Annotated in this window: 6 protein-coding genes; 4 read left to right on the top strand and 2 right to left on the bottom strand. The window is 73.6% G+C overall.

The window, feature by feature from the left end:
- Positions 1-5 precede the first annotated feature (5 nt).
- Positions 6-6,041 carry a non-ribosomal peptide synthetase gene (locus MQV74_RS31480; RefSeq protein WP_242725507.1) on the bottom strand — a complete coding sequence of 2,012 codons (6,036 nt, stop codon included), beginning with the start codon at positions 6,039-6,041 and terminating at the stop codon, positions 6-8.
- A gap of 1,059 nt (positions 6,042-7,100) precedes the next feature.
- Between MQV74_RS31480 and MQV74_RS31475 the strand changes: the two genes are divergently transcribed.
- From MQV74_RS31475 to MQV74_RS31465, 3 genes are all read left to right on the top strand, one after another.
- Positions 7,101-7,835: an SDR family NAD(P)-dependent oxidoreductase gene (locus MQV74_RS31475; protein ID WP_242725504.1), complete on the top strand. Its 735-nt coding sequence runs from the start codon at positions 7,101-7,103 to the stop codon at positions 7,833-7,835.
- Positions 7,836-7,902: 67 nt separating this feature from the next.
- Positions 7,903-8,715: a phytanoyl-CoA dioxygenase family protein gene (locus MQV74_RS31470; RefSeq protein ID WP_242725501.1), complete on the top strand. Its 813-nt coding sequence runs from the start codon at positions 7,903-7,905 to the stop codon at positions 8,713-8,715.
- A complete protein-coding gene (locus MQV74_RS31465; RefSeq protein WP_242725498.1) occupies positions 8,712-9,818 on the top strand; it encodes a zinc-binding dehydrogenase in 1,107 nt (368 codons plus the stop codon). Before MQV74_RS31470 ends, MQV74_RS31465 begins: the two co-directional genes overlap by 4 nt.
- A gap of 184 nt (positions 9,819-10,002) precedes the next feature.
- Here the strand turns inward: MQV74_RS31465 and MQV74_RS31460 are convergent, their stop codons facing one another.
- On the bottom strand, positions 10,003-10,200 hold the full coding sequence (locus MQV74_RS31460) for a ferredoxin (protein ID WP_242725495.1): 198 nt from the start codon (positions 10,198-10,200) through the stop codon (positions 10,003-10,005).
- 262 nt (positions 10,201-10,462) lie between these two features.
- Here MQV74_RS31460 and MQV74_RS31455 point away from each other — a divergent pair, with 262 nt between their 5' ends.
- Positions 10,463-13,609, top strand: a complete 3,147-nt coding sequence (locus tag MQV74_RS31455) for a non-ribosomal peptide synthetase (protein ID WP_242725493.1) — start codon at positions 10,463-10,465, stop codon at positions 13,607-13,609.
- The last annotated feature ends 11 nt before the right edge of the window (positions 13,610-13,620 follow it).

The following is a 13,620-nucleotide window of genomic DNA, read 5'->3' as shown; positions in this document are numbered from 1 at the left end:
TCTCCCTAGCTCATCTTGCGCAGTCGGGGGCCGCTCGCTGTGACGATCTCGTCCCAGTGGGCTGCCAGTTCGGCGATGGTCTTGTACTGGAATATCGAGCGAAGGGTGAGCTCCACCCCGAGTTCGTTGCGAATGCGGCCGATGAGCCTGGTCGCGAGCAGCGAATTGCCGCCCATGGCGAAGAAGTTGTCGTCGACGGTGACGTTCTCCCGCTGGAGCACCTCGCCGAAGACCCTCAGCAGGAACTCCTCGCGCTCGCTGCCCGCCGCCCGGGCCGGGCGCGGCGCCTCGGCGGCCTTGGGCAGCCGCTTGACGTCGAGCCGCCCGGTGGCGGTCCTGGGCAGCTCGTTCAGGACCAGGACCGCGCGCGGCACGAGCCGGTGCGGGAGGCGCCGCGCGGCCAGGGCCCGCAGCTCGTCGGGCACGATCCGGGCGCCCTCGGCGGTGACGACGTAGGCGACGGGCCCGCTGTCGTCACTGACCACGGCGGCGGCCGCCACGGCGGTGTGGCCCGACAGCACGGCCTCCAGGGCCAGGTGGCCCCCGGCCTGCTCGGTGGTGCGGCCGAGCGGCTCGTAGCCGCCGTCGGCGGTGACGCGGGCCCGCAGGCCGGTGCGGTAGAGCCGGGCCCCGGCCGGACCGTGGGGGTCGGCGACGAAGTGCTCGGCGGTGCGGGCCCGGTGCCTGGGGTAGCCGCGCCCGTACTCACCGGTGACGTACAGCTCGCCGGTGCCGCCGGGGGCGGTGGGGGCGAGGGAGGGGCTGAGGACGCGGGCGCGGGTGGGGTCGGCGGCGAGCGGGTGGGCTTCCGGCGCGCCCTCGCGGATCTCGACGGTGCGGCCGGCGCCGAGCGCGAGCAGGAGCTCGGCGGCGGGCGTGGCGGGGCCCGCCTCGAGGAGCGCCGCGGCGTCGGAGGCGAAGCCGCGCACGCCGCGCAGGAGAGCGGCGTGGGTGACGGCCAGGGCCTGCGGCCGGGCCGTCGCGTCCGGCGCGTGGGTCAGCAGGGCCAGGCGGCCGGGAAGCGGCCGGACGTGCGGGACGGGCGGAGCAGCGTCCAGGACGTCCAGGGGCACCCGGATGCGGGGCGCGGCGCCCCAGTCGCGGTCGTCGGTCTCCTTGTCGACGATGACGGCGCTCACCGCGGTGTCACGGACGACGGAGCCGGTCCACTCCGGGGAGTCCTCGGCGTCCAGGGGCAGGGCGCAGGCGCCCGCCTTCAGGACGGCGAGCAGGGCGGCCGTGCGGTCCACCGGGTCGACGCAGGCGACGGCCACCACGGAGTCCGGCTCCACGGCGTACCGCAGGAGCTCACCGGCGAGGCGGTCGGCCCGCTCGTCCAGCTCGCGCCGGGTCGTCACCCCGTCGGCGACGAAGGCCACGGCGTCCGGGTCCTCGGCCACCAGACGCGCGAAGAGCTGCGGCACCAGGTCGTCGGACGCGGCCGGGGCCGCCTCCGTGGTGGCCGTGGCCGCGAGCGCGCCGGAGGCGGGGGCGCCCACCGCTCCGACCCTGCTGTGGGGGTCGGCGAGGAAGGCCCGCAGCACGCGGAGGAGGCGCTCCGCGACGTCGGACGCCCCCTCCCGGTCGAACGCGCCGAGCTGGTACTGGAGCCGCAGGCGGAGCAGCGGGTCCTGCTCGGCCATCACGATGAGCGGGTAGTTCGCCCCGGCGATGTTGCGGAAGGTCGGCACGGACAGGCCGGCCGCGGCGCTGGCGTCGGCGATGGCAGCGTTGTCGAAGGGGTGGGACTGGACCAGGACGAGGGTGTCGAACAACTCGTCCAGGCCGGTGGCCTCGTGGATGTCGGCGAGGCCGCAGTCGTCGTGGTCGAGCAGGGCGGCCTGCGAGGCCTGGAGCTCGGTCGCCACCTGGGCGAGGGTCTTGCCCGGTGCGCAGCGCGCGCGGACCGGCACGGTGTTGATGAACAGGCCGACCGTGTCGGCCACGCCCGGCAGCGTCGGCGGGCGGCCGGAGACGGTGGCGCCGAACAGCACGTCGGTGCGGCCGGTGAGCTCGCCGAGGACGACGGCCCAGGCGGCCTGGACGACGTTGCTGGGCGTGCTGCCCGTCTCCGCGGCCCGCCGCACCAGGGCGCGGGCCTCGTCCGGCGTCAGGGCGAGGTCGAGTTCGCCGAAGCCGCTCTCGCCGCCCTCGGCCTTCCCGGGGACGAGCAGGGTCGGCTCGTCGATCCCCACCAGGGCGTCGGTGTGGGCGCGTACCGAGAGCGCGCGCTGTTCCTCGTCGCGGCGCTGGAGGTGGCCGAGGAACTCCTTGAAGGACGGCGCCTTGGCCAGCGCGGACGGGTCGGCGTACAGCCACAGCAGTTCGCGCAGCAGGATCGGCTCGGACCAGCCGTCGAACAGCACGTGCTGGCCGGTGAGGATCACCTCGGTGCGGCCGTCCCCGACGTGCGCCAGGGTCATCCGCAGCAGCGGCGGCTCGGCGGTGTCGAAGGTCGTGGTGCGCTCCTCGGTGAGGAAGGACTCGAACGCGTCCTTGGCCACGGTCACCTCGCGCCAGGGCAGGGTCACGCCCGAGACGACGAGCTGCACGAGGTCGCCGTTGACGTCCGGCACGTAGGCGGTGCGCAGGCTCGCGTGCCGGTCGAGGAGCGCTTGACCCGCCGCCCGCATCCGCGCGGCGTCCACCGGTCCTTCGAAGCCGAAGAGCAGCTGGACCTGGTACATGTCCACGCCGGTGCCGGCCAGCTCGGTGTGGTGCAGCAGACCGGCCTGCAGGTCGGTCAGCGGCCAGACGTCGCTCAGGCCCGGGTACCGCTTCTCCCAGGTCTCGAGCTCCCCCTGGGAGACGCTGACCAGCGGCACGTCCGACGGCGTCAGGCCGCCCGCGCCGGGGGCGGCCGCGTGCCGCACCAGGGCTTCGAGCGCGGACTGCCACAGCTCGGCCAGCTCGGTGACGTCCGCCGCCGGGAGCACCCCGGCCGGGGCGCCGAAGACCGCGCCCAGGCGCGGCCCTGCCGCGGTGTCGGTGACCATCGCGTTGATGTCCACCTCGCACAGCGCGGGCATGGCCGGGTCGTGCCCGGCGTCCAGCTCGGCCAGCTCGGTGAACTCCGCGGCGTCCGCGGTCTGGGTGAAGCCCAGGCCGTGCAGCTCGTCGGGCATGTCACCGGCGGAGAAGCGGCCCAGGTAGTTGAAGCCGATCTGACCGAGGCCGCGCGGGCGCAGGACCTCGGCGGTCTCGGGGTTGAGGTAGCGCAGGAGGCCGTAGCCCAGGCCCTTGTCGGGCAGGGCGAGCAGCTGCTCCTTGACCGCCTTGATGACGGCGCCCGCGGCCTGCCCGGAGGCGAAGGCGTCCGCCACGTCGATGCCGGACAGGTTGAGGCGGACCGGGAAGACGCTGGTGAACCAGCCCACGGTGCGCGAGAGGTCGGCGCCGGGCACCGACTCCTCCTCGCGCCCGTGCCCTTCGAGGCGCAGCAGCGTCGACGGCTCCTCGACGCCGCGGGTGCGGCGCCAGCGGACCACGGCCATCGCCAGGGCGGCGAGCAGCACGTCGTTGACCCCGCCGCGGAAGGCCGCGGGCACGGAGGTGAGGACGGCCTCGGTGGCCGCGCTGGGGAGCACCACGCGGACCTTCTCGACAGTGGCCTGTACGTCCTTGGCCGGGTCCATGCGCCGGGCGCCGAGGACCGGGTCGGGTCCGTCGAGGATCGAGGTCCAGCGGTCGAGCTCGGCCACCCGCTCCGGCCGGGCCGCCTCTTCCACCAGGGCGTGGGCCCAGCGCCGCACGGAGGTCGCGGGGGCCGCGAGCCGCGGGGCCGCGCCGTCGCGCACCTGCTTCCAGGCGGTGGCGAGGTCGGGCATCAGGATCCGCCAGGAGACCCCGTCGACGACCATGTGGTGCAGGCCGACCAGGAGGCGTCCGGGCCCGGCGGGCGGCTGGAACCACACGAACTGCGCGAGGGCGCCCGCCGCCGGGTCGAGGCGCCCGGCCAGGTCCTGGAGCTCGGTCACGAGCAGGGTCCGCCAGGACTCGCCGGACCACTGTCCGTCGCAGGCCACGGTGCGGATCAGCGGGTCCACGTCGACGGTGCCCGCCGGGGCGACGAGCAGCCCGTCGGGCAGCAGCCGCGCGCGCAGCAGGTCGTGCCGGTCGAGGACGGCCGTCAGGGTCGCGGCCAGGCCCTCCCGGTCGATGTCGTGCGGCAGCTCCAGGACCACGGCCTGGAGCAGGGAGTCGAAGCCCGCGCCGTTCTCCAGGATCCAGTGCGCCACCGGCATGAGCGGCATGTGCCCCACGCCGCCGCCGTCGAGCTCGGCCAGGACGGGGCCGCTCTCGCCGGTGTCGGTGGCGGCGACGCCGGCCAGTTCGGCCACGGTCCGGTGCTCGAACACCTGCCGCGAGGTGACCAGGAGGCCGTGGGTCCTGGCCCGTGACACCACCTGGATGGACTGGATGCTGTCGCCGCCGAGGGCGAAGAAGTCGTCGTCGACGCCGACGCGTGCCTGGCCGAGGACCTCGGCGAAGACACCGGCCAGGACCTCCTCGGTCCCGGTGCGCGGCGCGCGGTAGGCGGTGCTCGTGAAGTGCGGCTCGGGCAGGGCGGCCCGGTCCAGCTTGCCATTCGGGGTCAGGGGCAGCCGGTCGAGCACCATGAGCGCGGCCGGAACCATGAAGTCCGGAAGCCCCTTGGAGACGAACTCGCGCAGCTCGGCCGGGAGGTCCGCCGCGTCGGGCGCGGCCGCGCCGTCCTGGGTGGGGACCACATAGCCGACGAGCTGCTTGGCCGTGTCGCCGCCGCGGCCCTCGCGGGCGATCACCGCGGCGTGCGCCACCGCGGGGTGGGCGAGCAGCGCGGCCTCGATCTCGCCGAGCTCGATGCGGAAGCCGCGCACCTTCACCTGGTGGTCGGCGCGCCCCTGGTACACGAGGTCGCCGTTCGCGTCGCGGATCACCAAGTCGCCGGTGCGGTACATCCGTTCACCGGCCGGGCCGAAGGGGCAGACCACGAACCGCTCGGCGGTGAGCCCCGGCCTGCGCAGATAGCCGCGGGCCACGCCGGGGCCCGCGATGTACAGCTCGCCGGGGACGCCCGGCTCCACGGGCCGCAGCTCCGCGTCGAGCACATAGCCCGCGAAGCTGTCAAGGGGCTGCCCGATCGGGACCTCGGCGTCCGGGTCCCGGGTGGGGTCGACCCGGTGGCTGGTGGCGAAGACCGTGGTCTCGGTCGGGCCGTAGCCGTTCACGAAGACGGTGTCGGGGCAGGCCGCCCTGGCCTGGGCGACGGCCTGGGGCGAGACGCGGTCGCCGCCCACCCACACCTCGCGGAGCCCGGTCAGACAGTGCGCGTCCTCCTCCACCAGGAGGTTGAAGAGCGCGCTGGTGATCCAGACGGCGGTGACGTCGTGCCGGGCCACCTGCTCGGCGAGCGCGGCGGGCGTGAGGTCGGGCGAGGGGTCGACGACGACCGTGCCGCCGTTGAGGAGCGGCACCCAGATCTCGTAGACGGAGGCGTCGAAGGCCAACGGCGAGTGCAGCAGCATGCGTTCCTGCGCACCGCCGCGCCAGCGTTCGTCCAGAGCGAGGGCCGCGACGTCGCGGTGGGTGACGCCGATGCCCTTGGGGCGACCCGTCGACCCGGAGGTGTAGATCACGTACGCGAGCGCCAGCGGGTGCGTGACGGCGGCGGGCGTCCCGTCGGTGGCGCCGGTCAGCTCCGCCACGTCCACGGTCGGGCAGGAGCCGGAGAGGCGCGGCGCGGTGTCCCCCGCGCTCAGCAGCAGGGCGGGGGCCGCGTCGCTCAGCATCAACTCGACGCGCTCGACGGGGTAGTCGGGGTCGAGGGGCAGATAGGCGGCGCCCGCCTTGAGCACGCCGAGGAGGGCCACGACGGACTCCGCGGACCGCGGCAGCGCGACCGCGACGAGCGACTCGGGCCGCACGCCGCGCCCGGTGAGGCCGGCGGCCAACGCGGCGGACCTGGTGTCGAGTTGGCCGTAGGTCAGGGTCTCGTCCCCGCAGACCACGGCGATCGCGTCCGGAGTCAGCCGGACCTGCTGGGCGAACAGCTCGAGCACCGTCGTGTCGAGGATCCGTCCGGCCGCACCGTCCCTACTCGTCAGCGGACGGTTTCGCTCCAGCGGAGCATGCACATCCATCACCCCACACAGACAAATGGATCGAAGAAGTGGTTCAGATCAAGCCGCCGCCCGCGGTGACCGGGCGGGGAAATATCCCCGGGCGTACCGCCGCCGGTGAATTCCAGACGCGCCGCCCAAGCCTCCCGGCCTGCGAACACACCCTCATGCCTGCGGCCTGCCGGGGTCAAGCAAAGAAGAGTCCCAGGCAGGGCGTTGCGCGGCGGCCCCCGTGTCCCGTCTACAGGACACCCGAATGGCGCCTGGCGATGCCACTCGGGAGCACGGCGGACACGGACCCGAGCAGGGTTCACGTAAAGCCGCGGAAGGGCAATCCCCGGGCCTGTCCGGGAGCATGTCCCCTACGTTTCCACCGAGTTGCGCGGCGGGATCGCGCGGGCATCCACGAAGGAGATCCGCCGACATCCGCGAAGGCGAGCGCAAGCGTCCGCGAAGGCACCTGCGAGCATCCGCGAAGAACGGCGAAGGGCTTGCGCATCGGCGGCCGAGCACTATCCGCTGTCCCTGTTCTATCCGCTGTCCCTGTTCCGCATCACGCGGGCGGGTCCCGGCTATCCCCCTGCGCGGCGTACGAAACCTCTGCCGCGCGAACGCCAGACATTCCGAGGACCACCCGTGCGTGATTCCCCGGGACACCGCCGTACGACGCCCCCGGTGTCCCGTGGACAGGACATCCGAGATGTCGCGAAGCGGTCTTGTCAGGCACTCTTTCCCTGCTTGACCCCGGCAGGCCGCAGGCGTGAGGGTGTGGCAGCGGGCCGGGAGGCCTGGGCGGCGCGTGCGGAATTCACCGGCGGCGGTACGCCCGGGGATATTCCCCGCCCGGTCATCGCGGGCGGCGGCCCGATCCGAACCAGTTCTTCGATCCATTCGTCCGTGCGGGGTGAGGGACGTACGCGATCCGCCCGGGCTGCTCGACGCCGGGGCGATCCCGTGTCCGGCCGACCGCCCCGCAGCACGCACCTCTGTGGAGTTCTCATGGCGACGGCAGTGATCAGCGGCGGCACCCGGGGCATCGGACTGACGCTGAGTCTGCGGCTCAGCGCCCTGGGCCACCGGGTGCTCGCCCTCTACCGGAGCGACGAGACCGCGGCCAAGGAGGCGGCCGAGGCGGGCGAGGGAAGCATCGTGCCCGTCCGGGCCGACGTCGGGCGGCCCGCGGAGATCCGCGAGGTCTGCGCGCGGATCGTCGAGGAGCACGGCGCCCCCCGGATCCTGGTGAACAACGCCGGGGTCAACCGCGACCGGTCCTTCCTGTCCCTCACCGAGGAGGACTGGGACCAGGTCGTCGCGACCAACCTCTCCGGGCCGTTCCACCTCAGCCAGGCCCTCGCGCCCGCCATGATCGAGGCGGGCGGCGGCTCCATCGTCAACATCGGCGCCACCACGGCGATCCGCCCGCGGGCGAACGGCGCCAACTACTGTGCCAGCAAGGCGGGGCTGCTCCAGCTCACCAAGTGCATGGCCCTTGAACTGGCTCCGCACATCCAGGTCAACGCGCTGCTCCCCGGATTTACCGACACCCCAGAAGTCACCGAGCGCTACCGGCTCGACGAGCCGGAACGACGCGCGGCCGTCATCGACTCCATTCCACAGCAGCGGATCGGCACTCCGCAGGACATCGCCGACGCTCTCGAATTCCTTGTGACCTCGCGGTCCTCCTACATCACGGGTCAGCAACTGATCGTGGACGGCGGACACTTCATGGGGTGAATCCCCGGCGCTACCTCACGTACGCGCCCACTACGTGAATTCCCTTCGCATAAGGAGCGAAAGAAGAATGCGTCTGACTCAGGAGCAGTTGGAGCAGTACCACGAGAACGGGTTTCTGCTGCTCGATTCCCTGCTGGACGAGCGCGAGGTGGACAGCCTGCGCACCGCGTTCCAGAAGGACTGCGAGACGGCGGGGCCGCACCGGATCATCGAGGAAGGCGGCGAGGAGGTGCGCGCGGTCTACTCCTCCCACCTCCGGCAGCCCGAATACGCCCGCCTCATGCGTGATCCGCGGGTGCTGGTCCCGGCCCAGCAGCTGCTCCCCGACGACGTGTACGTCTACCAGTTCAAGATCAATGCCAAGCCGGCCTTCGGCGGCGACAAGTGGGCCTGGCACCAGGACTTCCTCGCCTGGCAGATCTCCGACACCCTGCCCGCCCCGCTCCAGGTGAACGTGGGCGTCTTCCTCGACGACGTCACCGAGTTCAACGGTCCCGTCATCTTCCTGCCCGGCTCGCACCGCGACGGCCTCGTGCACGAGGGACGCAAGGCCGAGCGGAAGTCCTCGCAGCACCTGGACCCGGACGACATCTCGCTCTCGCCGGAGCAGCTGGCCGACCTCGTCGACCGGCACGGCATGGTCAGCCCGAAGGGGCCGGCCGGTTCCGTGGTGCTCTTCTCCCCGGAGATCGTGCACGGCTCGGCCCCCAACATGTCCCCCTTCGCCCGCCGGCTGCTCATCGCGACGTACAACGACGTCTCGAACCTGCCGAGCTGGACCGGCGAGCCGCGCCCCGACTACGTGGTGTGCCGCGACTCCACCCCGCTCGCCCCGCTCGCCGGCTCCTTCCTCGACGACCTCGAGGAGGCGGCCGTATGACCGGGCGCACCGGCCGCGCGGTCGTCCTGGAGGAGTTCGGCAAGCCGCTCGCGCTGCGCGAGTACCCGCTGCCCCCGGCCCCGGAGCGCGGCATGATCGTCGCCTGTGGCTACGGCGGCGTCTGCGGCACCGACCTGCATCTGCACCAGGGCCACCTGCCGATCCCGACCCCGCTCGTCCTGGGCCACGAAGGCCTCGGCGTGATACGGGAGTTGGGCGAGGGCCTCACCCACGACGCCCTGGGCACCGAGCTCAAGCCCGGCGACTCCGTCATGTGGGCCTCGTCCATCGCCTGCGGGACCTGTCCGCCGTGCCGGATCCACCGCGAGCCGACGCTGTGCGAGAACCGCCGTACGTACGGGGTCAACCGCTCCACCACGGCCGGGCCCGAGCTGTCCGGCTCGTGGGCCGACCACATCGTCCTGCAGGAGGGCACCACCGTCGTCAAGGCGGCCGAGGGCGTCGACCCGCTCGCCGCGATGTCGCTGGCCTGCGCGGGCCCCACCGTCGTGCACGCCCTGTACGAGCGCCGCCCCGTGCGGCTCGGTGAGGTCGTCGTCGTCCAGGGCAGCGGTCCGGTCGGCCTCGCGGCCGCGGCGTTCGCCCAGATCTCCGGCGCGGCCAAGGTCATCGTCATCGGCGGCCCGGCCGAGCGCCTGGAGGCGGCGGCACGGGCGGGCATCGGCGACGTCCACCTGAACATCGCCGACGCCGCCGACCCGGACGACATCCTGAACGAGGTGCGCGCGGCCACCGGCGGCCAGGGCGCCGACCTCGTCATCGAGTGCGCGGGTGTCCCCCAGGCCGTCGCCCAGGGCCTGTACCTGGCCCGCAGGGGCGGCACGTACCTGGTCATCGGCCAGTACACGGACGCCGGTGACACGCTGGTCAACCCGCACCAGATCGTCTACCGCCAGCTCGACGTCATCGGCTCCTGGGCCTTCACCGGAGCCCACCTCGTCGAGTACGTGCGCCTGCTGCCCACGCTCGCCGCCCGGTTCGACCTGGCGAGCCTGGTGACGGCCTTCCCGCTCGAGGAGCACGCGGACGCCCTGGCCGCGGTCGCCGACGGATCGGTGATGAAGGCGGTCCTCACGAGCTGACCCGCGCTCGCACCCGGGCAGCGCCGCCCCCGCTCGCCCGCGTGTGCGCAGGGCGCCGGACCTCCCGCCCCACCGGGGCCGGTCCGGCGCCCCGTTCCCCCCACAAAGAGCCGTATCCCCGGCCGCCGGAAGGCGGCCGGGGATACGGCTCGTACGGTGCGCGCCGGGCGCGGCGGTGACGGGGTCAGGCCTCCGTCACCGTGATCGCCTGGGCCGGGCAGGCCCGCACGGCCTCGACCACGTCCTCCTCCAGGTCCGCGGCGGGCCGTCCCTCCAGGAGGAGGACCCGGCCGGTCATCTCGTCCTGGTCGAAGACGTCGGGGACGGTCAGGACGCACTGGCCCGCCCCGACACAGGTCTGTTCATCGACGGTGATGTGCACGTTTTCTCCGTTCGGCTCCGGGCGGTTCCGGTTCATCCGTGAAAGGGGTCCGGCCGCCACGACGTTCGTCTCCACCGGTCCCGTCGACGGGACAGGCAAAAGCGCGGCCGGGTTTTGTCGAAATGACGCGTCGCGCCTCGCCTATCGAGGTCGGACCCGGCACTGCGCACGCGGTTGTTCCGAGGAACACCCGGAACTATGGCACGGCGCGGACGGTCCCGACAGACTCGAACCACGCTGGACGAACAAGGAGTAGGCACGCATGAATCCGTTGTCGCTCGCGCAGCGCCGACTGTGGCTCATTCATCGAATTCAGGGCCCGTCGGCCATGCACAACATTCCGTTGGTACTGCGGATGACCGGGCCGCTGGAAAGGGCCGCGCTGGGACGCGCCGTCAGGGACGTCGTGACCCGGCACGAAGGCCTGCGCACGCTCTGCACCGAGGACGCGGAGGGAGTTCCCGGCCGGCACGTGGTGCCCGTGTCCGAACTCGACCTCGACGTTCCCCTGGTGGAATCGGAGCCCGAGCGGATTTCCGATGCCGTCGCGGCACAGGCGTCCCACCGCTTCGATCTGACCACGGACATTCCCGTGCGCGCCGCCGTCATACGGTGCGCGCCCGAAGACCACGTACTGGTCGTGGTGGTCCACGGCATCGCCGCGGACGAGGAATCGCTGCGGCCGCTGGCGGAGGATCTGGCGGCCGCTTATGCCGCGCGCCGGGAAGGAGCCGCGCCCGACTGGACGGACGCGCCGGTTCCTTATCCGGATTTCGCCTTGTGGCAGCGGAAACTCCTGGAGGAGGAGGGCCCGCAGGGTGTCCACGCGCGCGACACCGCTTTCTGGAGCGCCGAGCTGGCGGGCGCGCCCGCTCCCCTGCCGCTGCCCGCCGACCGGCCGCGTCCGCCGGAGGCGAGCCACCGCGCGGGCCGGGTCCCGCTGGTCGTGGACGAGGGCCTCACCAAGGCGGTGGCGGTCCTCGCCGAGCAGCGTGGGGTGGGCGCCGACGCGGTGCTGCGCGCGGCCCTCGCGGTGGTGCTCCACCAGCTGGGCAGCGGTGCGGACATCCCCATCGGCTCCCCCGCCGCGCGGCGCCCCGACGCGGCCTGGGCGCGCTGCGTGGGCCCCTTCGACGACCCCTGGGTTCTCCGGGCCGACCTGAGCGGCAACCCGGCCTTCACCGACCTCCTGGAGCGGCTGCGCCGCAAGGCCCTGGCCGCCGAGACCCACCGCGACCTGCCGTTCGCCTCCCTGGTGGACGCGCTGGCCCCGCAGCGGTCCCTGGCCCACCACCCGCTGTTCCAGGTGGCGTTCGACCTGCGCGAGGATCCGGGGCCCGCCGTCGCGCTGCCCGGCCTGACGGTGACCGCGCAGTCGGCGGCGCCGGACAGCACCCCCTACGACCTGTCGCTGCGGCTGCGCACGACGGCGGACGGCGCGCGGATCCACGGGACGGTCGTGTACGCCACCGACCTGTTCGACCCCGCGGGCGCCGAGTATCTGGCGGCCTGCTACCTGCGCGCGCTGCGGCACGTGACCGCGGACCCCGGGGTGCGGGTGGGCGCGGTCGACGTCCTCGACGAGGCCGAACGGCGGCGGCTGCTCGTGGACTTCGTCGACACCGCGGCCCCCACCCCGCCGGTGACGATCCCGCAGCTGGTGGCGCCGCAGTTCGCTGCGGCCCCGGACGCCGTCGCCGTGGTCTGCGGGGACGTGTCGCTGACGTACCGCGAACTGGACGAGCGCACCGACCGGTTGGCCCGCACGCTGCTCGCCGCCGGCGTCGGCCCGGAGTCGGTGGTGGGCCTGGCCCTGCCGCGCTCCGCCGACCTGGTGGTGGCGCTCCTCGGCATCCTGAAGTCCGGCGCCGGATATCTGCCGATCGACCCCCGCTACCCCAGCCGCCGCCTGGGCCATCTGCTCCAGGACGCCGCCCCCGGGCTGATCCTCACCGACGCCGGGACCGCGCGGTCCCTTCCGGAGCACGCCGTCACCTGCCTCCTCCTGGAGACCCTGGGCCTGGACGAGCCCGCCGGGGACGAGCCCGGCACCTGGCCCGCGCGGCCGCCGCTGCGCCCGGACAACCTCGCCTATCTCATGTACACCTCCGGCTCGACGGGCACCCCGAAGGGCGTGGCCATCTCGCACGCCAACATCGTCAACGGCGTGCTCCGCCTCGCCGCCACCGTGCGCATGCGGCCCGGCGCGCGGATGCTGGCGAGCAGCTCCATCAACTTCGACGTGTCGGTGTTCGAGGTGTTCACGGCGCTGAGCACCGGCGCCACCGTCGAGGTCGTCCGCGACGTGCTGGAGCTCGGCGAGCGCGGGCGGTGGTCGGGCACCGTCCTGCACACCGTCCCTTCGGTGTTCGCCGAGGTCCTCGAACAGCTCCAGGGCCGGCTGACGGTGGACACGGCGGTGTTCGCCGGGGAGAAGCTCACGGCGGCCCTCGCGGACAAGGTGCGGGCGGCGCTGCCGGACACGACCCTGGTCAACGCCTACGGCCAGACGGAGAGTTTCTACGCCACCACGTACACCGTCCCCGACGGCTGGCGGGGCGAGGGCGGCGTGCCCATCGGGACGCCGCTGGGCAACATGCGCACCTACGTGCTCGGGCCCGGCCTCGTCCCGGTGCCGCAGGGCGTGGTGGGCGAGCTGTTCGTGGCGGGCGCGGTGGGCCGCGGCTACCACGCCCGGCCGGGGCAGACCGCGGAGCGGTTCCTGGCCGACCCGTTCGGCCCGGCGGGCGAGCGCATGTACCGCACCGGCGACGTGGCCCGGTGGAACGCCGACGGGCAGCTGGAGCTGCTCGGGCGCGACGACGGCCAGATGAAGCTGCGCGGCATCCGCATCGAGCCCGCCGAGATCGAGACGGCCCTGGCCACGCACCCCGACATCGCCCAGGCCGTGGTCGCCCTGCGCCCCGCGGCGGGCTCGGGCGCCGGTGCGCTCGTCGCCTACGTGGTCCCGGTCGAGCCGGGCGGCGAGGCGGCGGCCGGGCTCACGGCGCGGGTGCTGCGCCGCTACGTGGCCGACCGGCTGCCCACCTTCATGATCCCGTCCGCGTTCGTGGTGCTCGACCGGCTGCCGCTGGCGCCGAACGGGAAGCTCGACCGGGCCGCGCTGCCCGCCCCGCGCCGGGGCACGGGCAGCGGCGACGGGGACGGTGACCACGGCAGGACGCCGCGCACCGAGCGGGAGGGGGCCCTGGCCGCCCTGTTCGCCGACGTGCTCCAGCGGGCGGAGGCCGGGGTCGACGACCACTTCTTCGACCTCGGCGGCACGTCGCAGCTCGCGGTGCGCCTGAGCGTACGGGCGCACGCGGAGCTCGGTCTGCGGGTGCCGGTGCGGGCGGTGTTCCAGGCGCCGACCCCGGCGCTGCTCTGCGAGCGCCTCGACGCCGTGTAGCCGGGGGACGC

This window comes from Streptomyces sp. AN091965 (assembly GCF_022698285.1).
Lineage (GTDB): Bacteria > Actinomycetota > Actinomycetes > Streptomycetales > Streptomycetaceae > Streptomyces.
This window is presented reverse-complemented; position numbering and strand designations above follow the sequence as displayed.